At 53.0% G+C, this 22,622-nt stretch carries 17 protein-coding genes; 8 read left to right on the top strand and 9 right to left on the bottom strand.

Annotated features, from left to right (window positions below):
- The first annotated feature begins 34 nt into the window (after positions 1–34).
- Together KQI75_RS10020 and KQI75_RS10015 are read left to right on the top strand one after the other, a co-directional pair.
- Positions 35–1,873 carry an NAD(P)-binding protein gene (locus tag KQI75_RS10020; protein WP_216470663.1) on the top strand — a complete coding sequence of 613 codons (1,839 nt, stop codon included), beginning with the start codon at positions 35–37 and terminating at the stop codon, positions 1,871–1,873.
- Positions 1,867–3,663 carry a [FeFe] hydrogenase, group A gene (locus tag KQI75_RS10015; protein ID WP_216470662.1) on the top strand — a complete coding sequence of 599 codons (1,797 nt, stop codon included), beginning with the start codon at positions 1,867–1,869 and terminating at the stop codon, positions 3,661–3,663. The genes KQI75_RS10020 and KQI75_RS10015 overlap by 7 nt, the downstream gene beginning before the upstream one ends.
- 64 nt (positions 3,664–3,727) lie before the next feature.
- Here the strand turns inward: KQI75_RS10015 and KQI75_RS10010 are convergent, their stop codons facing one another.
- Positions 3,728–4,957 (bottom strand): MFS transporter, encoded by a 1,230-nt coding sequence (locus KQI75_RS10010; protein ID WP_216470661.1) that lies wholly within the window; start codon positions 4,955–4,957, stop codon positions 3,728–3,730.
- A gap of 165 nt (positions 4,958–5,122) precedes the next feature.
- Between KQI75_RS10010 and KQI75_RS10005 the strand changes: the two genes are divergently transcribed.
- Positions 5,123–6,484: an MATE family efflux transporter gene (locus tag KQI75_RS10005; protein ID WP_246566575.1), complete on the top strand. Its 1,362-nt coding sequence runs from the start codon at positions 5,123–5,125 to the stop codon at positions 6,482–6,484.
- Positions 6,485–6,512: 28 nt separating this feature from the next.
- Here the strand turns inward: KQI75_RS10005 and KQI75_RS10000 are convergent, their stop codons facing one another.
- Positions 6,513–7,313 carry an MBL fold metallo-hydrolase gene (locus tag KQI75_RS10000; RefSeq protein ID WP_216470660.1) on the bottom strand — a complete coding sequence of 267 codons (801 nt, stop codon included), beginning with the start codon at positions 7,311–7,313 and terminating at the stop codon, positions 6,513–6,515.
- A gap of 98 nt (positions 7,314–7,411) precedes the next feature.
- A complete protein-coding gene (locus KQI75_RS09995) occupies positions 7,412–8,785 on the bottom strand; it encodes an MATE family efflux transporter (RefSeq protein ID WP_216470659.1) in 1,374 nt (457 codons plus the stop codon).
- Positions 8,786–8,962: 177 nt separating this feature from the next.
- Here KQI75_RS09995 and KQI75_RS09990 point away from each other — a divergent pair, with 177 nt between their 5' ends.
- The 3 genes from KQI75_RS09990 to KQI75_RS09980 all read left to right on the top strand — a co-directional run bounded on the left by KQI75_RS09990 (position 8,963) and on the right by KQI75_RS09980 (position 11,459).
- Complete coding sequence (locus tag KQI75_RS09990) at positions 8,963–9,835, top strand: AraC family transcriptional regulator (protein WP_216470658.1); 873 nt, start codon at positions 8,963–8,965, stop codon at positions 9,833–9,835.
- A gap of 19 nt (positions 9,836–9,854) precedes the next feature.
- Complete coding sequence (locus tag KQI75_RS09985; protein ID WP_216470657.1) at positions 9,855–10,802, top strand: carbohydrate kinase family protein; 948 nt, start codon at positions 9,855–9,857, stop codon at positions 10,800–10,802.
- Between the two features lie 90 nt (positions 10,803–10,892).
- Entirely contained in the window at positions 10,893–11,459 is a 567-nt protein-coding gene (locus tag KQI75_RS09980) for a hypothetical protein (protein WP_216470656.1), read from the top strand.
- Between the two features lie 495 nt (positions 11,460–11,954).
- On the opposite strand, the gene KQI75_RS09975 is transcribed toward KQI75_RS09980, so the two are convergent.
- The 4 genes from KQI75_RS09975 to truA all read right to left on the bottom strand — a co-directional run bounded on the left by KQI75_RS09975 (position 11,955) and on the right by truA (position 15,931).
- Positions 11,955–13,172, bottom strand: a complete 1,218-nt coding sequence (locus KQI75_RS09975) for a chloride channel protein (protein WP_216470655.1) — start codon at positions 13,170–13,172, stop codon at positions 11,955–11,957.
- A 73-nt stretch (positions 13,173–13,245) separates the two neighbouring features.
- Positions 13,246–14,271 (bottom strand): ketol-acid reductoisomerase, encoded by a 1,026-nt coding sequence (gene ilvC, locus KQI75_RS09970; RefSeq protein WP_216470654.1) that lies wholly within the window; start codon positions 14,269–14,271, stop codon positions 13,246–13,248.
- A 161-nt stretch (positions 14,272–14,432) separates the two neighbouring features.
- Entirely contained in the window at positions 14,433–15,134 is a 702-nt protein-coding gene (locus KQI75_RS09965) for a FadR/GntR family transcriptional regulator (protein ID WP_216470653.1), read from the bottom strand.
- A gap of 56 nt (positions 15,135–15,190) precedes the next feature.
- Complete coding sequence (gene truA / locus KQI75_RS09960; protein ID WP_216470652.1) at positions 15,191–15,931, bottom strand: tRNA pseudouridine(38-40) synthase TruA; 741 nt, start codon at positions 15,929–15,931, stop codon at positions 15,191–15,193.
- 306 nt (positions 15,932–16,237) lie between these two features.
- Here truA and KQI75_RS09955 point away from each other — a divergent pair, with 306 nt between their 5' ends.
- Entirely contained in the window at positions 16,238–17,695 is a 1,458-nt protein-coding gene (locus tag KQI75_RS09955; protein WP_216470651.1) for an alanine/glycine:cation symporter family protein, read from the top strand.
- A gap of 95 nt (positions 17,696–17,790) precedes the next feature.
- On the opposite strand, the gene glgB is transcribed toward KQI75_RS09955, so the two are convergent.
- The gene (gene glgB / locus KQI75_RS09950) at positions 17,791–19,743 is read right to left on the bottom strand and encodes a 1,4-alpha-glucan branching protein GlgB (RefSeq protein ID WP_216470650.1); all 1,953 of its coding nucleotides are present in this window, start codon (positions 19,741–19,743) and stop codon (positions 17,791–17,793) included.
- A gap of 295 nt (positions 19,744–20,038) precedes the next feature.
- Here glgB and KQI75_RS09945 point away from each other — a divergent pair, with 295 nt between their 5' ends.
- Positions 20,039–20,473: an acyl-CoA thioesterase gene (locus tag KQI75_RS09945; protein ID WP_216470649.1), complete on the top strand. Its 435-nt coding sequence runs from the start codon at positions 20,039–20,041 to the stop codon at positions 20,471–20,473.
- A gap of 48 nt (positions 20,474–20,521) precedes the next feature.
- On the opposite strand, the gene KQI75_RS09940 is transcribed toward KQI75_RS09945, so the two are convergent.
- The gene (locus tag KQI75_RS09940) at positions 20,522–22,498 is read right to left on the bottom strand and encodes a leucine-rich repeat protein (RefSeq protein ID WP_216470648.1); all 1,977 of its coding nucleotides are present in this window, start codon (positions 22,496–22,498) and stop codon (positions 20,522–20,524) included.
- Between the last annotated feature and the right edge of the window lie 124 nt (positions 22,499–22,622).

Here is a 22,622-nt window from a genome sequence, read left to right as displayed (position 1 = left end):
ATTTTTGTATCTCATGAATGAGGAGTGAGTCGATTTGAGCAGATTAAGTCTTGACACCCCAAATCAGGCGCAGACTGTCGTAGAAAGTCTGTACAAGGATTTGGAACGCCGCATTGCGGCCAGCCCTCCGGGACTATGTCCGGTGGATATTTCTCTCGGTTTCCTAAAGCTGTGCCACGCACAGACCTGCGGCAAATGCGCCCCGTGCCGCATCGGACTCGGCCAGCTTGCCAACCTGATGGATGACGTACTGAGCGAGCGCGCAACACTGGAAACCATTGACCGCATCGAGCGCACAGCCCGCACCATTTTGGAAACCGCAGACTGCGCCATTGGCTATGAAGCTGCCGGCATGGTGCTGCGCGGCGTGCAGGGCTTCCGCGACGATTACGAGGAGCACGTACGCAACAACCGCTGTACCAGCGGTTTGACGCAGCCGGTTCCATGCGTTGCCCTGTGTCCGGCTCACGTGGATATTCCGGGCTACATCGCACTGGTGCGCGCCGGTCGCTGCGAGGACGCCGTTAAACTCATCCGCAAGGACAATCCGTTCCCGACCGCCTGCGCATTTATCTGTGAGCACCCGTGTGAGGCGCGCTGCCGCAGAAACATGGTGGATGACGCCGTCAACATCTGCGGCATCAAGCATTACGCGGTCACCCACGCGCTGCACGTCGCACCGGTTGCCAATCAGCCGTCTACAGGCAAGCGCGTTGCCATCATCGGCGGCGGTCCGTGCGGCTTGAGCTGTGCATTCTATCTGCAGCTGATGGGTCACCAGACGGTTGTTTACGAACAGCGTCCGAAGCTGGGCGGCATGCTGCGTTACGGCATTCCGCGCTATCGTCTGCCGGAAGATATGCTGCAAAACGATATTGATGTCATTCTCAGCACCGGTGTTGAGGTACATACCGATATTTCCGTCGGCAAGGACATTCAGGTTGCCGACATTGAGCGCGAATACGATGCGGTTCTGCTGTGCATCGGCGCCCATGTAGATCGCAAGGTCGGCATTCCGGGCGAGGACAGCAACGGCGTTGTTTCTGCTGTTGCCATGCTGCGCGCCATCGGTGAAGGCAATCCGCCGGATCTGACCGGCAAGCGCGTCTGCGTCATCGGCGGCGGCAATGTTTCCATGGATGCCAGCCGCACCGCCATTCGTCTGGGTGCGTCCAACGTCACAACGGTTTACCGCCGTCGTGTAGACGATATGACTGCTCTGTCCGATGAAATCGCGGAAGCCGCAGCAGAAGGCGTTACCATTTTGCCGCTGCAGGCACCGCTGCGCATCGAGCACGATGACGAGGGCAATGTCACGGCTCTCATCACGCAGCCGCAGCACATTGGTCCGGTCGGCAAGGACGGCAGACCGCGCCCGATCAAGGCCACCAAGGAAGAAAATGTCATCCCGTGCGACATTGTCATCGTCGCCATTGGTCAGGGCATCGACTCCAGAGCATTTGCTGCCGCCGGCATCGCGGTCAACCGTGAGCGCTTCTCTGCCCTGCCGGACAGCATCGTAGAAGGCAGCACCAAGACGTTTGCAGGCGGCGACGCCGTAACCGGCCCATCTACCGTTATCCGCGCCATTGCCGCCGGTAAAGTTGCCGCTGCAAATATTGACAACTTCCTCGGCTACAATCATGTCATTCACGCCGCTGTCGAGGATATTCCGGAGGCACCGCTGTCTCCGACAACCGCCTGCGGCCGCGTCAACATCCGTACTCGTCCGGCATGTGAATGCGTTGATAACTTTGACGACATCAAGGAAGGCATGACCGAAGAGGAGGTCCTGCAGGAATCTTCCCGCTGCCTGCGCTGCGACCATTACGGCTACGGCAACTTCAGAGGAGGTCGAATGAGACAATGGTAAATGTAATCATCAACGGCATTGCCGTCCGCGTACCGGAAGGCACAACGATCATGGAAGCCGCTGCCAAAGCCGGCGTCACCATCCCTTCCCTGTGCTATCTCAAGGAAATTAACGAAATCGGCGCATGCCGCATCTGCTGTGTAGAGGTCGAGGGCGAAAGCCGTCTGGTCTCCTCCTGCAACAACTTGGTATACGAAGGCATGGTCGTGCACACCAACTCCCACCGCGCACTGGAAGCGCGCCGCATCAATGTCGAGCTGCTGCTGTCTCAGCACGACGGTGAGTGTTCGATTTGTGTCCGCGCCGGAAACTGTAAATTGCAGCAGGTAGCCAACAACTTTGGTCTGCTCAAGAATCCATATAAAAAAGACCTGCCCAACCGCATTTGGACGGAGACGTTCCCGCTGTATCGCAACGTACAAAAGTGCATCAAGTGTATGCGCTGCGTACAGTACTGTGAAAAAATCCAGACACTGGGTGTCTGGGGCATGAGCGGTTCCGGTTCCCGCACCACCGTCGATGTCACATACAACCGCCGCATCAAGGACTCTGACTGTTCGCTGTGCGGCCAGTGCATCACTCACTGTCCGGTCGGCGCGCTGCGTGAGCGCGATGACACCCGCGAAGTGCTGGATGCGCTGCGCGATCCGGACAAAATCACCGTAGTACAGATTGCACCAGCTGTCCGCGCCGCTTGGGGCGAAACACACGGTCTGCCGCGTGAGATGGCAACGGTTCGCCGTCTGACCGCCATTTTGCGCTCGATGGGCTTTGACTATGTATTTGACACCGCATTTTCTGCGGACTTGACCATCATGGAAGAATCCACGGAATTTCTCAAGCGCCTGAAAAACGGCGAGCTCAAGGATCTGCCAATGTTTACCTCGTGCTGTCCGGGCTGGATGCGTTTTGTCAAGTCGCAGTATCCGCAGCTCGTGCCGCAAATCTCCACGGCGAAGAGCCCGATGCAGATGTTCGGCGCGATTACCAAGACCTATTTTGCAGAAAAGATGGGCATAGATCCGGAAAAGATTTGCAGCGTTGCCATCATGCCGTGTATTGCCAAAAAGGCGGAAAAGGACGGACATGTCTTTGACCGCAACAGAAAGCACGGCATGCAGGATGTGGACATTGTGCTCACAACCCGCGAAATGGATCGCCTGATGCGCATGCAGAACATCAACGTGTTCAGCCTGCCGGAAGCAGAATTTGACTCTCCGCTCGGTATCGGCTCCGGTGCCGGCGTCATCTTCGGTGCAACCGGCGGCGTGATGGAAGCCGCACTGCGCACGGCATACCACACGGTTGTCGGCGAAAACGCACCGGCTGACGCATTCCGCTCCATTCGCGGTCAGGAAGGCTGGCGCGAGGCAGAATTCGACCTCAACGGCACGACCATCCGTTGTGCGGTTGCCAGCGGATTGGGCAATGCCCGCAAGCTGATTCAGGCAGTTTTAACCCACAAGGTACACTATGACTTTGTTGAAATCATGGCATGTCCGGGCGGCTGTGTCGGCGGCGGCGGTCAGCCGATTCCGTTTGAACAAAACGAGCTTGCTGACGCGCGCGGCAACATGCTGTACAGCCTTGATCGCCTCAGCCCGCTGCGCTATCCGCACGAAAACAAGGAAATCAACGTGCTATATGACACCTATCTCGGCGAGCCGATGTCCGAGCTTGCAGAAGAACTGCTGCACACCGACCACAACAGCTGGAACATGCCGCTGAGCATGCGTTTGCAGCAAACAGATGACGAGGATACAACGATTCATTTCGGCGTAAACAAGTAAACGTTTTATTCCATGCAAAAATCCCGCGGAGAAATCCGCGGGATTTTGTTATACAGCTATATGTTTATGCGTGCTGTTTGTGTGCTTTTTTCGCTCTCCGGCGACGCAGGTAGCCCATACGCACATTGCCGAGTGCCATCAGAACCAATGCAGCGGCGGCAAACAACAGGCAGGAAATACCCATGCGCATGCCGGATGCATTCGCCACAGCGCCGACAACCGCCGGTGCAACCACTGCGCCGGTGCTGGTCATCAAAACAAAGAAGCCCATGCACACGGGATAGCGCGCGAACAAGTCTCCGGCATTGGACACCGAAGTGCCGTACATACCCGACATGCTGAGACCCAGTCCAATTGTCGCAATCATCATGCCCGCAAAGCTGTGGCTCGTGACGAGCACAGTCAGAAAGACAAACTGACCGATTGCCATTGCCAGAATCATCTGACTTGGCTTAAAGCATGCCGCCAGCCGCGAACAGCTGACACGTCCGACGAGCAGTGCAATCCACAGCGCCGAGGTGACAACCTGCGCAAAGCTGTCCGTCATCACGTGGGAATCGACAAAGAACGAGGTCAGCCAACCCATCATGGTTCCCTCAATGCCCTGATAGAAAAAGCAAATGAGCATGGTAATCCAAAAGATTTTTTCCTTGAAAAATCCGTATGACACGCCTGTTTTTTCCGTGTTTTGTTCCTGTTTTGCCGTGCTGCCGCGCATGTTCATGCGGAACATCGCGAGCAGTCCCACGCCGACAGCTGCCGCGGACAGGAAAACCGCCAATCTCCATCCGCTGGCGTCCACCTTGCCGCACAGCAGCACGATAAACGGCGCAATACATGCGCCAATCGCAAAGAACGCATGCATCAGGTTGAGCGGACCTGCATCTCCTTCTGCAAGTTCCGTCATAATCTGGTTGTTGTAATTGGTGACGGCGCCCTTGCTGATGCCGATGAGTCCCATTGCGGTCAGCAGCCAAACCGGATTGCCGCTTGCGAGCAGCATGCCCATGCCGATACAGGTGCCGGAGGTCAGCAGAATAAACGACTTTTTCAGCCCGAGATACAGCGGCAAAAAGCCTGCACCGAGACCGGCTACTGCGTAGCCGATCGACTGCACCGACAGCAGCATACCGCCCACCTGATAATTCAGGGCATAGTCCGCCTTGAGTACCGGCAAAACCGAGCCGAGCATGATAAGCGCAACGCCCAATGTAAAATAAGCAAAAAACAAGTTAAATACGATATACCGCTTGTCTTTTCCAATGCGCTGAAAGAACGATTGCTTGTGTTCCATTTGTTTTGTATACAACCTTTCCTGTTATAATTTCTCACGAACACTAGCATACAAAATTGCTTGTATTATGTCAATTTGAAAGATAGCCAATCTTTTGCTTTTTTCAAAGCAAGATGTTATAATATTTTTCAAGAATCTATAAATTCCGGAAAGGAAGCGACCTTCTTGCAGGCACAGACAAACACTGATTTTTCTCAGGGCAGCGTGTCCTCCAACATCGTCCGGCTCGCCGTCCCCATGACGCTGGCGCAGCTGGTCAACGTGCTGTACAACATCATCGACCGTATCTATATCGGCAGAATTGGCGCGGACGCTACGAACGCTTTGACCGGTTTAGGCGTCTGTTTTCCCATTATCACCATGATTTTGGCATTTTCCAACCTCGTTGGCATGGGCGGCGCACCGCTGTTTTCTATGCGGCGCGGCGCCGGAGAACCTGAGGAAGCGGAAGCCATTCTGGGCAATTGCTTTTCTCTGCTTCTGGGCATTGGCGTTTCTCTGACCGTTTTCGGACTGCTTATCCGCCGTCCGCTGCTGCTGGCGCTCGGCGCGAGCGAAACCACACTGCCCTATGCCATGTCCTACATCACGATTTATCTGTTTGGCACAATTTTTGTCATGCTGTCGCTGGGACTAAATCAGTTCATCAACGCGCAGGGCTTCGGCACTACCGGCATGTTAACCGTTATCATCGGCGCCGTGCTCAATCTTATTCTCGATCCAATCTTTATTTTTGTTCTGCACATGGGCGTGCGCGGTGCAGCGTGTGCAACCGTCCTCTCGCAATTTGTCTCTGCTCTTTGGACGCTCCGATTTCTGACCGGTTCCAAAACGCTGCTGCGCATCCGCAGGCAGCATCTGCATCTGCAAAAGCAGCGCGTACAAAAAATTCTGACGCTGGGACTCGCCGGATTCACGATGAACGTCACAAACAGCCTCGTACAGGTTGCCTGCAACAGCACGCTGCAGATCTTCGGCGGAGATTTGTACGTTGGCGTCATGACCGTGCTCAACTCCGTGCGGGAGATTATCATGCTTCCGGTCAACGGTGTCACAAGCAGCGCGCAGCCGGTCATCAGCTTCAATTACGGCGCCGCTTTGCTGGAACGTGTCCGCAAGGCGATTGTGTTTTTGACGGGACTGTTGACCGCCTATTCGTTGCTGGCATGGGGACTGGTCTCTCTGTTCCCTCACTTTTTTCTCTCCATCTTCAATACAGACCCGAAATTGCTCACCGCCGGCGTGCCATCGATGCATTTGTATTTTTTTGGTTTCTGCTTTATGGCACTTCAGTTTTCCGCCCAATCGGTTTTCACCGCGCTGGGCAAATCGCATCAGGCCATTTTCTTTTCCATCTTTCGAAAAGGCATCGTCGTCATTCCGCTGACGCTTCTCCTGCCGCACTTTGCGGGGCTTGGCGTCAACGGTGTCTTTCTTGCCGAGCCGATTTCCAATCTGCTCGGCGGCGCCGCCAGCTTTTCGACCATGTATCTGACCGTGTACCGCAAACTGAAAAAACAAGTCTGATTCAAAAAAGAATCAGACTTGTTTTCGTTTACAGCTCTATAACATCCAAGTCATCCGGCACGTACAGGTTGCCGCTAAAATACGGCTGGCCTTCCGCCGTATACAGCTCCCGCCGGCGTGCGATGTTTTTGTCCTCGGTATGATACAATACCAAATTTTTCACGCCAAGCTTCTCCGCCGTCTGGCAGGCATCTTTTGCCGTGGAATGGCTCTTTTCATACGGATGAAAAATATCCGCCTGTGCATCCAGACAAAACGCCTCGTGCAGCAGCCAATCACTGTTCTGTGCATAGTTTTCTTCACAGTCCCGATACGGCTCATCGCCGCAGCAGGTCAAGCTTTTTCCGTCCGGAAGTGTCATGCGAAATCCAAACTGTTTTGCCTTTGTAGACTGAATATCAAAGAACGTGACGGCACTGCCCTGAATCTCTCGGGTTTCTCCGTCCGCAACAGCAATCAAATGCACACGGTCGCCAATGTATTTGGTCTGCTTTTTGCCCAAAAGCATATGTGCAACCTGATGCACCTGCTCTATCACCTCTGCATGACCGTAAATCCGCGCTTCTCCGTGATAGACACCCTTCTGCATATTCTGGCAGATAACACGAATCATCCAGATGACGCCCATAAAGTGATCGACGTGCTTGTGTGTCAAAAACAAATCGTGAATGGCGTTGACATCTATCCCCGCCCGCTTGAGCTGACGCAAAACGGTGTTTCCGCCGCCCGCATCTATCATAAAGTGCTTTTCTCCTTCACTGAGCACAAAGCAGGTATTATAGCATTCCGTCACCAGCGCATTGCCGGTTCCCAACAGGGTCAATTTCATGTGCTTGTTCTCCTCATCATAATTTCTTCTGTATTATACGGAAAAAAGCGCGTATTGTAAAGCACACGGCACAGTATGCTGTGATTTTTTTCTGTTTGTCAGGATGCCGATTCTCTCGTCAGAATATGAATCCAGCGGTACGATTTTGCGCGCAGGTAAATAATCGGGCACTTTCCAATCTGATCCATTTTCAAGCAGAAAAATACAACAGCAGGCGGAAAACGGAATACAAACGCCGACAGATACGCGCACGGCAGGCAAATCAGCCATGTCCAAATATTGTTGTTTATCATGGAGAACCGCGTATCCCCGCCCGCGCGCAAAAATCCGCTGTCAGTTGCCATCTGATAGCATGTGCCGACCGTTGTGACCGCCAAAACCGTGATAAACTGCTTGGTCAGCTGCGCCGCTCTCGGCGTAAGGATATCATAAATATGCAGAATCGGGAACTGCGCCAAAAACAGGATAATACCGGTCACAATGCCGATTTCCACAAACAGAATCTGCAAAGTGTGCAGCAGCGGCTGAATCGCTTGTTTCGGCTGTTTCTCGTTCTCTCCCAACGTCTTGCCGGTCAAAATTGCCGCGGCACTCGCCGCGCCATAGCCAACAACCGAGATGATTTGGTATACAATCACAGAAATCGAATTTGCAGGCAGCACAGACGCGGCATCGTCCATATTGCCGATAATCGCCGTCTGCACGATGGAATTAAAGCCCCACAGTGCCTGCGTGATGAGCAGCGGGAGCGATACCTGCACATAGTCGCGCATATATCGCGTGTCAATGCACACGAGATTTTTGAGATTGAGATTGAGCGCATGCTCTTTGTACTTGAGAAACCAAATCACAATGAGCAGTTCCACCGTGCGGGAAATGAGCGTTGCAATCGCAGCTCCGCGGGCACCCAATTCCGGAAAGCCCAAGCGGCCATATATGAGCAGACTATTGAGCACAATATTGATGCACAACGTTGAACCTGCTATCATGTACCCGATTTTTACAATGCCAATCGAGCGCAGGGAGCTGGCCAGCATATTGGTTCCCGCAAAGATCACATAGGTGAAGCAAATGACCTGCAAATAATCCAAAGCCTGCGCGGCAACTGTGGCATCGTTGGTCATCAGACCAATGAGCTGCCGCGGAGCCAGCAGCGCAGCCAAAAACATCAGCAGCGCCAATCCACAGCCAAACCGCAAACCGCAGCCGATGATGCTCGGAATCGGCTTCAACTCTTTTTTGCCCCAGTACCGTGCGCCGAGCACCACGATGCCCTCGCTGACGCCGACAACCAGCATCTGCAAAAAGAACTGATACTGATTGCACAGCGATACGCCGGACAGCGCATTCTGGGAATACCGTCCAATCATGATGTTGTCCGCCAGATTGACGGAATACGTCAGCAGGTTCTGCAGGGCAATGCTCGCCGTCAGACCGGCAAAGGATTTATAAAATCTCTTATCTCGAATCATGCATGATTCTCCTCACTTTCCTGTTATTTTTTTCTAAATTCCACCAATTTGCGCAAATTTTTCCGTTGCATTGCTTCTATTATACGCATGTTTGAACAAATTGCAATGCATTTTTCCGCCCAATCGTTTTGATTTTATGCTGCAAAAATGATATACTGGAGAAAAGGAGAGAACGTTATGGGAAAATGTACAGAACCCGGTGTTTTGCTGCAGTCGGACCGTTACTTTAACACGCCCAGTGCTGCCGCCGGAAAATTATTTTATTATATTACACGCTGCGGGCATTACTACTGCTCGACGGAATACGATTTTCGGGATGACTGCGATGTGGCGCAACTGCCCAGCCATCGCAATTCCACGCTCTATTACGTCTGTTCCGGCCGTTTGCACGTCGAAAACGCCGGCGTATGCAGCACCGTCCGCGCCGGACAAATTGCCCTGATTGACTGCACGCTTCCGCACCGATTTCACGCGCTGGAGCCGAGCGAAACGCTGTGGATGCACATTGAGGGGTGCAACACCAAGGAATTTTTTTCCTACATCCGCAGCACAGACCCCCATCGCCTTGCTTTTACACCGCCGTCATCGACCAGTACGAAAAATGCAATGATGCAGCTCATCCACAACTTTCGCCTGCCCGGACGCATGAGCGAAACCGAGCAGTCTCAGCGCATTCACCGACTGCTGTGCGAACTAATCGTGCTGCCCAGCACAGTGCTCCCGCCTTCCGGTGAAGATCCGGTATCTCAGGTTGTGGATTTTATCACCCAGCATTTATTTGAAGATATTTCCGTGGCGGACATTGCAGCCTCTGTCAGTCTGAGTCCCTCGCATCTGTCTCGTCTATTCAAAATGCAGACCGGATTTTCTCCGCACGAATTTATCACACTGCGCCGCATTGACGCCGCCAAAGAACTGCTGCTGACAACCGATCTTTCCATCAAGCAGATTGCCTATCAGGTCGGCTACCACAGCGAAGCGAATTTTATCACCTCTTTTTCCGGAAAGTCCGGCATCACGCCAGCTGCCTTCCGCAAAAATCCAGTCTGACCAGAAGGGAGCGCTTTTTATGCCTGATCTGATTCTCGCCGGAGCTGCCATCGTGGATGTGCCCGTTGTTCCGGCAGATGCTTCTGTTTTTTCCCGCGTGTCCACACCCGCCGAACACATCATGCTGACAACTGGCGGAGATGCCATGAACGAAGCCATGGTGCTGTCGCGTCTCGGCAAACAAGTGCGGCTCATCACGCGCATCGGAACCGATGACGCCGGACGATACATCAAACAAATCTGTACACAAGCCGGTATTGATACGTCGCACTTTCTCGAGTTGGACGAACTTGCCACCGGCGTCAACGTCGTTTTGGTCGATGCATCCGGCGAGCGCCGCTTCTTCACCAATCCGCACGGCAGCCTGCGCGCGCTGGAAGCGCAGGACATCACGCCGCAGGCCATGCGCGGCGCCTCTGTCTTTTGTTTCGCAAGCATCTTTGTGTTTCCGAAAATCAATCCGGAGCAGCTCGCCCAGCTATTTGCGCGCGTCCGGAAGCAGGGCTTGCTCGTGTGTGCCGACATGACCCTGCCCAAGCGCGGCGAACGCCTGCCAGAGATGACACCGGCATTCGCTCAGCTGGATTATTTGTTCGCCAACGAAGCCGAAGCAGGTGCTGTGACGGAGGAATCCGATCCTGTGCGCATGGCAGATCGTCTGATTTCCGCCGGTGCGCGCCATGCCATCATCAAATTGGGCGCAAACGGCTGTCTGCTCGCGGATCAGACGGGTCTGCGCGTGCGGGTTCCCGCCTGTCCGGACACGCATTGTATTGATACGACAGGGGCAGGCGACACATTCGCCGCCGGTTTCTTTGCCGGTCTGCTGGACGGGCGTGATTTTGTCGACTGTGCCCGTTTTGCCAACGCCGCCGCATCGGTATCCGTTGAAGCTGTCGGCGCCTCTACCGGCGTGCACAGCATGGAGCAGGTTTTGCAGCGATATCACGCAGCATATCCACGGTAAATTTCCAATTTATTCACACATTTCTTATGCAGTATGCTATACTAGTAGCTGTGACACATATGCTCAAAAAAATAGGGAGAGACGATACATATGAGTTTTTTCAGTCAATTAAAAGACGAAATGCACGACAAGAACATCGACAAAACCAAACTGCACGATTTGACCGCTGATTTGCCGGAACAGCAGGTACAGGGGCCGGATGTACAGCCCACACAGCCCAAGCAGCCGGATGTCGATCCGGATTTTCCCGATCATCCGGATTATATCGCTTTAAAGCCTAGACTGACGGAAGTCACGCTGTGGAATATGCCCGCGCTGCGCTTTTATCTGACGCTGATTTTTTTCTGTGCCGGCATGATCGCCTATGGCATCATCAATCAGGTCTTTGACCTCGGCATGACCAAGGGCGCTGTCGGCTGGTGGCAAATTATCGGCGCCGCCGCCGGTTTCTTATTCAGCCGCGAGTATGCGGAGCCGCATCTGCGCATTCCGTTCTCCAAGGGCACGTATGAGCAGAAGAAAAAGGCTGTGGATGCCTATCTCGCAGAAATGGAAGCGCTGGACAAGCACATCGAAAACCTGCAGAATATGCAGGGCGTCGCAAAGGAGCCGGAGCCGCAGACATTGGAAACCGTTCCGCTGGATAAAGAACAATAAAAAAAGATTCCGTCCCCCATTCGGACGGAATCTTTTTTTATGGTCTGAGGATTAAGAGAGAGAAGCTATTCTCACAACAACAAGGAAAGGAGAGATAGAGAGATAAGAAGAATAGCAATCCCAGACCATACAATATAGTAAAAAAAGTAGAAAAGGAAGGTAAAATAAAAATGAAAAAAACATTTTTGTTAAGAGGTTTCTGTGTTCGTTTCGTTCCTCTCAACAATTCTTATTATAGTCATTTACAACAAAAATGCAACCTTGAAATTGTTCAAAGTTCCCAATCAAAATCCGACAGTATTTGTAACAAATGCATACCGTGCCAAATATGCAAGCAAAAATTCAGGTGCTGTCTGTAACAATACACCAAACACATGTGAAAAACTGATGGGAACAACCGGAAAAATGCAAGAAAACAGGGGATTTTTCCCCTGTTTTTTGTATCATTTCGCAGTGCGCCGTTTTTGGTTCATGCAGGAAATTTTTTTGCGCCCGTCAAAATTGTGTAACATGCTGCTTCGTGTAAATGGATGCATTGCGGTTGCAGGCAAACGAGACGGCACACACGATGAAAAAGTAGGGCAAATTCGACATGCCGAACACCTCTGCGCCGATGAGCACAGGTGCCAGCATGGTATTGGTCGCGCTGCCAAACACTGCCGCATATCCCAGCGCAGCGGTCAGCTGCACCGGCAAGCCGACTATCCCCGACAGCAGCACGCCCAGCGTCGCACCGATGGAAAACAGTGGCGTCACCTCGCCGCCCTGATAGCCCGCCGCCAGCGTGCCAATGGTCAGCGCCAGTTTGAGCAGCCAGTCATAGCTGTACACGGTTTCTCCGGAAAAGCAGGCGGAAATTAAATTGGTGCCCAATCCGCAATACCGCCCCGCGTGCAGCAATAGCAGCAGCGCACTCAGGCAGACGCCCATGACCGCAATCCGCACCAGCGGCTGCGGAAGCGCACGCGCTGCCAGTGTTTTTGCCTGCCGCAGTCCCCATGCAAATACGCCGCCTGTCAGACCAAACAGCACACCGAGCACCGCCAATTTGCCCAACAGCGGCAAATCCATCGAAAGCTTTGCTGAAACATCTACAGAAAATTTTTCCAATCCCAATGCGCTGGAAACCCAGCACGCCGTAAACGAGGCAGTCACCGCCGGAATCAGCGCAGACAGTGCCAAACTGCCCGCAGACAGCACCTCGATGGCAAACAGCGTGGCGGCAATTGGCGTCTGAAACAGGCCAGAAAAGCCCGCCGCCATGCCTGTGATGAGAAAGATTCGCGCGGCATCCGGAATATATGCTTCCAGCCGCTTGCCAAAGCTGTGCGAGAGCGCGGCGCCGAGCTGGACGGCAACGCCTTCCCTGCCTGCACTGCCGCCGAACAGATGCGTCAGCCATGTACTGACCATGACAAACGGAACCAACCGAAGCGGGATATTGCTTTCTTTTCCGTGTCCGACCTCAAACACAAGGGACATGCCCTTGCCGCTGATGCCGCCATATTTGGCATACGCCCACACGATTGCCACGCCAATCGGCGCCAGAAATAACAGCAGCGGCATGACATGCGCCGCGCGGACGGCGCTGACAGCCAGCAGCACGCGCCCAAACAGCACATCTACCGCACCGATTGCCGCACCGATGGGAATCCCCAGCACACCGAGCAGCAGCAGCACGCCGTACTCCCGTCCGATCGTCTTTACATTCATATGACTCCTCCTAGCATAAAAAAGGGGCATCACAGCATGTGATGTCCCTCTTTTATATATTGGCAAAAGCGAATTAGTTGTTAATCAGCTTGTCGCTCTCGTTGTTCCAGCTATACAGCTTGCGGATTTCCTTACCAACGGTCTCAGACGGATGCTCAGCAGCCAGCTTGCGCATAGCCTTGAAGTGTACCTGACGGCCAGCCGGGCTCATGTCAAGCAGGAATTCCTTTGCGAAGGAACCGTCCTGAATGTCGGACAGAACCTGCTTCATAGCCTTCTTAGTCTCCTCGGTAACGATCTTCGGACCGGTTACGTAGTCGCCGTACTCAGCGGTGTTGGAGATGGAGTATCTCATGCCCTCGAAACCGGACTGGTAAATCAGGTCAACGATCAGCTTCATCTCATGGATGCACTCGAAGTAAGCGTTTCTCGGATCGTAGCCAGCCTCGCACAGAGTCTCGAAGCCTGCCTGCATCAGCGCGCAAACGCCGCCGCACAGAACTGCCTGCTCGCCGAACAGGTCGGTCTCGGTCTCGGTACGGAAGGTGGTCTCCAGAACGCCTGCTCTTGCGCCGCCGATGCCAGCAGCGTATGCCAGAGCCATGTCCTGTGCCTTGCCGGTAGCATCCTGGTATACAGCTACCAGGCACGGAGTGCCCTTGCCAGCCTGATACTCAGAACGAACGGTATGACCCGGAGCCTTCGGAGCGATCATGGTAACGTCAACGAACTTCGGCGGTACGATGCAGCCGTAGTGGATGTTGAAGCCATGAGCGAACATCAGCATGTTGCCCTCTTCCAGGTTCGGCTCGATGTCCTTCTTGTACATATCAGCCTGCTTCTCATCGTTGATCAGGATCATGATGATGTCAGCCATCTTAGCAGCCTCAGCGGTGTTGTATACCTTGAAGCCCTGTGCCTCAGCCTTAGCCTTGGACTTGCTGCCTTCGTACAGACCGATGATAACGTTGCAGCCGGAATCTCTCAGGTTCAGTGCGTGTGCATGACCCTGGCTGCCGTAGCCGATGACAGCGATGGTCTTGCCATCCAGAAGAGACAGGTTACAATCGGATTCGTAGAAAATCTTTGCTTTTGCCATGATAATTACCTCCAAAGAGTTGTCATACAATTCGCTCTGCGTTGTCATACAACTCATTCTTTAACTGTGTTTTATTATACTCTAGCTGCTCTCTCCTGTCAATATTTTTTTCAAAATATTTTATACAAAAGAGAGCTAATAATTTTAGGCACTTTTATATACTAAGGACGCTCCGGCAGCTGCTCGTTCCAAACGGCGTGATGCAGGTGAATGCGAACGGCGCTGCGCGTGGCCTCTGCATCGCGCTTCTGTAAAAACTCCATAATCAAAATATGGTCTTTAAATGCGTCCTCTGCGATCACTTCGTAGTCAAATTGAAACGAAAACGTCTGTTCAATGGTCTGTGTCAACAGCGGTACGAACTGGCTGAGAAAGTCGTTATGCGCGGCGCGGATAATCGCGCCGTGGAACATGTTTTCCGACTCAATGCGCTTTTTTCCGGTCGGATTGCTCTTGAGCTGTTCCTGACAAATGCGCCCCAGCTCCAAGATATGTTGAATTTCCTCATCGCTCGCCCGCCGACACGCAAGCGCTGCCGCTTCCGGCTCGAAAATCATGCGCGCCTCGTACAGATCACGCAAGGTAATTTTGGTATCGGTCAGCGCTCCCAATCCCAGCAGTTCCGGATCTGCGTACTGATTGATTTGATCCGACACAAACGTTCCCTTTCCGCGCCGAACAACCAGCAGTCCCTCAGAGGTCAGAATCCGGATGGCTTCGCGCAGGGTTGTGCGGCTGATGCCCAATTGTTCCGACAAGTCGTTTTCATTGGGCAGCTTTTCCCCGAAATGAAATTTTTTTTGTTTGACGATCATATGACGCAGCCGATCCGCTGTGCGCTGCGTGAGTGTATTGTTCTTCATGACATATTCTTCCTTATATTGGCATATTCCTTATCATACCACTTTTTCAGAAGAAATCAATAGAGAACTGTTTCCAGCGTCAGACCCTGCGGCGGCATGGTCATGCCCGCCTGCTGCCGATCCAAGCTGTCCAAGATAGCGGGCATGCTGTCCGGCGCGCGCTTCCCTTCGCCGACCTCTACGAGCGTGCCAATCAAGATTCTTACCATATTATATAAAAAGCCGGTTCCGATGACATCGAAGCAAATCTCCCGCGGCTTGCGCGTAATCGTAATCTGTGTAATCGTGCGCACCGTAGACTTTTTAAACCGTTTGTTTACCGAGGACATCGCGCGAAAATCATGCGTGCCAACGAGATGCGCCGCCGCCCGCTGCATGGCATCGACATCCAAGTGCTGTTCCCATGCACAGACATAGTTTCTCGCAAAGACATCCGGCACGCCGCCGTCGCACAGGCGATAGCGATAGTGCTTGCCCTTGGCGTTGAGACGCGCATGAAACCGCTCCGGCGCTTGTTCGCACGCCGTCACCGCAATATCCTGCGGCAGATAGTGGTTTAACAGCTCTTGAATCTCCTGCGCGGTCTTATCCGTGCGGATTTTGACATTGGCAACCTGTGCCCGCGCATGGACACCGGCGTCGGTTCTGCCCGCGCCGTTGATTTCCACCGCATGGCCTGTCATGCGGCTGAGAATCTGTTCAATTTTTCCCTGAATGGTATTGTCCGTATTTCCCTGCCGCTGCCAGCCGCTGTATCGCCTGCCATCATATTCTATAGTCAATCGAAAATTCGTCACGTTGGGTTCTCCTTCGCGTTTTTTTCTTGTTTAACCTTACCATGAATGCACAGAAAATGCAACAGACGATGCATTTCATTCTTCTTTTTCATACAATTTCTGCGTTTTTTCTGCTGTTTTCTCCGGTTATTAAAAATATTTTGAAAGATGCTTGCTTTTTTCTTGCAAATGCGGTATAATAAAAGTGATTTAAATACCGCGTAACAGCAGATAGACAAAGACGTCTCGTTCCCGTCTTTGTCTATCTTTTTTCTTTTTCGCAAGGTTTCTGCTTCATGCGGTATGATAAGAAGGGAGTCAAACATTATGGAAACATTCTCCAACATCGTTTCAGCTGTAGACAGCTTCGTGTGGGGACCGGTCATGCTGGTGCTTCTCGTGGGAACCGGCATTTTCCTAACCGTTCGCATTGGATTCGCAACTTGGCGCAATCTGCCGTATGCCCTACATTCGGTGTTCAGCAAAGATGCGCGCGGCACGCACCGCGGCACCGGTGATATTTCTCCGTTCGCCGCACTGATGACGGCACTCGCCGCCACCATCGGCACCGGCAACATCGTGGGCGTTGCCACCGCATTGGTCAGCGGCGGCCCCGGCGCGCTGGTCTGGATGGAAATTTCCGCTATTTTTGGTCTGACCAGCAAATTCTCCGAATGTCTGCTTGCCATCAAGTACCGCACGACCAATGATGCGGGCGAAATGCTCGGCGGCCCGATGACCACCATGAAGCGTGGCCTCAAAAACAAGACCTTTGGCGCCGTGCTGGCGATGCTGTTCGCCATCTTTGCCGTCATCGCATCATTCGGTATCGGCAACATGACGCAGGCGAATTCTATTTCCACCGCGCTGAACAGCACGTTCCACGTGCCGGAACGGCTTGTCGGTCTCATCGTTGCCGTTCTGGTTTTGGTCATCCTGCTCGGCGGCATCACGCGTCTGTCTAAGGTATCTTCTGTCATTGTTCCGGTTATGGCAGTCTTTTATTTGATTTTCGGTCTCATTGTCATCCTCGGCAACATCACCGCTGTTCCAAGCGCTGTTGTTCTCATGTTCAAGTGTGCATTCAGTCCGGACGCTGTCGCAGGCGGCGTACTCGGCACCATCACGTCCAGCATGATGAGCTCTATGCGTTACGGTGTCGCCCGCGGCTGTTTTTCCAATGAAGCCGGCATGGGCTCCGCAGCAATCACCGCAGCCGCTGCCACAACCGACGATCCGGTTCGGCAGGGTTATATCAACATGACAGGTACTTTTTTCGACACCATTGTTATCTGCACCATCACCGGTCTGGCTATCTGTTCCTCCGGCGTGCTCGGCATGACCGATGCATCCGGTGAACTGGTTGTCGGTTCTGCACTGACCATTGAAGCTTTCCGCACGGTTCTCGGCACCTTCGGCGCTTGGATCGTCACGATTGGCATTGCGCTGTTCGCCTTTTCCACCATCCTCGGCTGGGAATATCACGGCGAAAAGGCACTGGAATACATCGTCAAGAAAAAATCCATCTGCATCGCTTACCGCGTTATCTTTTCGATTATCGCATTTGTCGGTGCAACGATGTCTCTGGATCTCGTTTGGAACCTGTCGGATATTGCCAACGCACTGATGGCAATTCCAAATCTGATTTGCATGCTGGCGCTGTCCGGCGTCATCGCAAAGGAAGTCAAGCGATTCCAGCCGACCATCAAGGCGGAACGCGAAGCGCGCAAAGCGGGTCACGTTGTATCTGTCTCCGATTCTTCCGACACAAGCAGTGCTTCTTAACTTTGCTTACACAAAATCAATCCTTTTTCCTTCTGGAACGAACAAAGGCTGTCTCTCTGCGGAGACAGCCTTTGTGTTGTCAGAAAAACCTATTGTCAGAACTTAAACACAGCTACACCATAGCCCGGCAGCGGATAGCCAATGGAATACGGCTGTCCATCGCACTCGGACGCTGTTGCCTGATAAATCACCGGCTCGGTATCTGCCGCGCCGCCGATTTCCGGTGCCTTCGTGCTCAAAATCTTGGTGTAGCGCTTTTTCTTCGGCACACCCACACGATAATCCGGACGATCCACCGGCGTGAAGTTGATGACAAACAGCAGATTGTTTCGCTTGCTCGGCGAATAGCGAACAAAGCTGAAGATGCTGCGGTCGCCATCATTCGCATTGATCCACTGGAATCCATCCCATGTATCATCCATGCCGTACAGTGCCGGATACTTGTTGTACATTGTCAGCAGCTGTCCAACATATTCCTTGAGTCCTTCGTGCCGCGGATCATTGAGCGATGCCCAATCCAGCTCACGCGCCTCACTCCACTCACGGCGTTCACCGAACTCCTGTCCCATGAACAGCAGCTTTTTGCCCGGATGACCCAGCATGAACGCATAAGCTGCCTTCAGATTGGCAAACTTCTGCTCGTCGCTGCCCGGCATTTTTTCCAGCATGGATTTCTTCAGATGTACCACTTCATCGTGCGAGATGACGAGGATATAGTTCTCGCTGTACGCATAGGTCATGGAGAACGTCATCTTGTTGTGATTGTATTTGCGGAAGTACGGGTCGCACTTCTGATATTCCAGAAAATCATTCATCCAGCCCATGTTCCACTTGAGGTCAAAGCCAAGACCGCCGTCTTCCGGATCGCCTGTGACCATCGGCCATGCCGTGGATTCTTCCGCAATCATAACTGTACCCGGCTTGCGCTGATGCACAATGGAATTGAGGTGACGGAAAAATTCAATCGCTTCCAGATTCTTATTTTCTCCGTACTTGTTGGCAACCCACTGGCCATCCTGCTTGCCGTAGTCGAGATACAGCATGGATGCCACGGCGTCAATGCGCAGACCGTCGACATGGTATTCGGTCAGCCAATACAGCGCATTGGCAATCAAGAAATTCTTGACCTCGTTTCTGCCGTAGTCAAAAATTTTGGTGCCCCAATCCGGATGCTCGCCCTTCTTCGGGTCTGCATACTCATACAGCGCCTTGCCGTCAAAGTTTGCCAGACCATGCTCGTCGCGCGGGAAATGTGCCGGAACCCAGTCCAGAATGACACCGATTTTATGCTTATGCAGATAATTGACGAAGTACATAAAGTCCTTCGGCGTGCCGTAGCGGGATGTCGGCGCATAATATCCCGTGACCTGATAGCCCCAAGAGCCGTCAAACGGATGCTCTGCGACGCCAATCAGCTCGACGTGAGTATATCCCATCTCCTTGAGATAGGTGACCAGCTCCGGCGCCAGCTCGCGGAAGTTGTAAAATCCCGGATCGTCCTCATTTTCTGGCGTGTGCTTTTTCCAAGAGCCCGGATGCATCTCATAAATTGCCATCGGCTCTTTCTGGAATTTGGACTGCGCACGGTTGTCAATCCAACGGTTGTCCGACCACTTAAATCCGTCAATCGAAGCGACCTTGGATGCGGTGCTCGGGCGCATCTCTGCGCTGAAGCCATACGGGTCACTCTTGAGAATCGTCTTGCCATCCTGACCGGTCACGGCATATTTGTACAGCGCACCTTCCTTCATGCCCGGCACGAACAATTCATGAATGCCGAGCGGCTCCAGACGCGTCATCGGGTCCGCTTCGCGATCCCAGCCGTTAAAATCGCCGACCAAACATACGCGTGCGGCATCCGGTGCCCAAACGGCAAAATACACACCCTTCTTGCCCTTTTTCATGGCAACGTGTGCGCCCAACTTTTTGTAAATTTCATAATGTACGCCCTGACCGAACAGATACTGGTCAAATTCCGTGATAAACGGCTGTGCCTCCGGCTTTTTCGCGGTCTTTGGGGTACGAGGTCTCGCAGTTTTCTTCTCCATTGTGTTTCTCTCCTTTTTCCAATGCCGCCGTATGTTTTTCATTTCACTATTTTTCCTGTTCTTTTGGCGGTTTGGGAGGTTGCTATCTTTAGTATAATATAATTTTCCGGATTTGTAAATTATAAACAAAGAAATTTCCCGAACAACACAGGAAATCATTCAAAATTTCTCCACAAATTTCGATAATTTGTATAATATTTTGACAGAATGCAGAAGGGCTTTTCTTTTTGCACTTTTTGCGGTATCCTAGAGAGGAACAACAATATATGATATTTGTAATAATGAGGTATTTACTATGGAAACGACTTACTCGTATCTGCACCGCGTGCAATATTACGAAACCGATGGCATGCGCATCGTGCACCATGCCAACTACATTCACTGGATGGAAGAAGCGCGCATTGCGTATATGGAGGAGGCCGGCTATGGCTACGACCGCATGGAAGCGGACGGCATCGCCATTCCGGTTCTCGGCATCGACTGCCAATACAAATCCATGATGCGTTTCGGACAAATCTGCCGCGTTCTTGTGCGCGTGACCAAGCTGACGCCGGTTCGCATGTCGCTCTCGTATGAATTTTACGATTCGGAAACCGACACGCTGTGCGGCACGGCAACTTCCGACCATTGTTTCATCGGCAAAAACGGCAGGCCGGTTTCGCTGAAAAAATATCTGCCCAAAGTCTTTGACCTGTACAGCAAGCTGGTGTGGAAACCGGAAACGCTGTAACGCAAAAATCCTGTATGATTTTTTCATCATACAGGATTTTTTTCTCATTCAATTGGCTCTGACGCGAATGCCCTGTTCCTTACAGTACTGCCATGCATAGCTCTTTGGAGATGCGAGCACGGTCAGCCTGCCGTTGCCGAACAGTTTTTTTGGCTGCTCACCAAAAGCATTGGCACCAATCTCCTGCACCGAACTCGGAATGCGAACCGTGCGCAGGTGTTCACAGCGGTCAAATGCGTGCGCGCCAATACTGCGGGTTCCCTCCGGAATCACCATCGTTTCCAAACCGGCACAGCCATAAAAGGCGCGTTCGCGGATTTCTGTCAGCCGGAACGGCAAATCAAACTGCTTCAAGCCGGTACAGCCGGCAAAGCAGTCCTCCGGAATGACGGCAAGCCGCAGCGAGACCTGCACAAACCGCAGCTGTTTGCAGTGCATAAATGCACCGGCGCCGAGGCGAATGCAGGAATCCGGCATGACGATTTTTTCCAGTCCGCTGCTGCTGAATGCGCGTTCCCCGATTGCACGCACATGCTGCGGCAAGACGACCTGTCCCAATCCCTGACAGTTGATGCACAGCTTCTCCGGCAGTTCCGTCAGCGAATCCGGCAAATTCAGAGATGTCAAAGTCTTGCAGCCCGCAAACACGCTGTTTCCCAGCACGTGAACAGTATCCGGCAGCTGACAGCGCGTCAATTTCGCACAGCCTGAAAAGGCGTTTTGCTCAATTTCCGTCAATCCGCTGCCGCAGCGCACTTCATGCAGGCTCGTGCACTGGGCAAATGCTTCCGCACCGATGCGCTGTAATCGCCCGCCGGTCTGAAGCGACGCCAGATCCCTGCGTCCCATGAATGCGCGCTCCGCAACCGACAAATAGTCGCGCAGCAGCAGGGTGTTGAACGGAAACCACGAAGCACGTATGCGCCACGCCGGCAGGCGCGCCGCCATGCGCGCAGACAGTATATCCGTTTGCACTTGCTGCTGCTTGGGCAGCAAGTGCAGCAATTCCGCGATGCTTCGCAGTTCGGCGGTCGAGGTCATCGCTTTTTCCAGCCGATACAGCAAGCCGGTCTGCGATTGTGGCACCAGTGCCGTCTGCTGCTGCGGATATGCGAGCCGCAGCAGCGCATCGTACAGCTCCTGTGCCGACGCATAGCGGTCTTCCGGCCGATAGGCACATGCCTTCAAAATAACCTCTGAAAACGCCTCGTCCGCCTGTGCAGGCGGCGGCAGTGTTCCGCCGGACAGACGTCGCGTGACCGCCTCCTCCCACTGCTCTTTGGGCATATCGGCATGAAAAAACGGCAGATAGCCGTTATTCGCCAGCTGATACAGCACCAGTCCGAGACAATAAATATCCGCGCGCGCGTCATACGCATCCTGCCCGCCGCGGTGCAGCACCTCCGGCGCGACATATCGTTTGGTACCAATCGCCGTCTGCGCATGCAGCGTTCCGTGCAGCTGCTTGGCAATGCCAAAATCACCGAGCTTATAATCACCAAACGCATTGCGTAAAATGTTATTGGGGTTGATATCGCGGTGCAGAATGCCTTTCTGATGACAGCATATCAGTCCGCGGCTGAGATCGCGTCCCAGCTTGTGTACTTCCTGTATCGAGGACAATGTACCGCCATGATACCGCAGGCTTCGCCCGACATTTTCCAGCAGCTCCATACGGATGAGCAGATCATATCCGACCAGTCTGCCGTTTTCCCGAATTTCAAACACGGCGTGATCGTCCATATGCACGACATTGCTCAGACCGCGCAGCTGCGCCAGCGTCTCAACCTCGCTCATTGCCTCCTCGTATGCCGCGCTGCGCAAATGCTCCGGCACATCCAGTAAATCTTTATCGTCCGGCAAAATCTCAATGGCTTTGAGTGCCGCCGTATACGTCACGCCGAACAGATTTTGATTTTCCACGCGGTACACTCTGCCATAGCTTCCGCTCCCTATTTCGCCGCGCAGATACCATCCGCCAAAAAGCGGTTCATATTGATGCAGTCGCTGCTCCAATCCCAGCATGACGCGTTCCCCCTCTCTCGTTTCTATTCTGTAAAAATTATACCAAAGCTGTCAGATGGCGTCAATCATAGAACAAGGCAGAGAATACCGCGTACTCTCTGCCCCGTCTACTGTGGAATACAAT

Origin of the sequence: Butyricicoccus intestinisimiae, assembly GCF_018918345.1 — a bacterium.
Lineage (GTDB): Bacteria > Bacillota > Clostridia > Oscillospirales > Butyricicoccaceae > Butyricicoccus_A > Butyricicoccus_A intestinisimiae.
The sequence above is the reverse complement of the archived record's forward strand: the minus strand, read 5'-3'. Positions and strand labels throughout refer to the sequence as shown.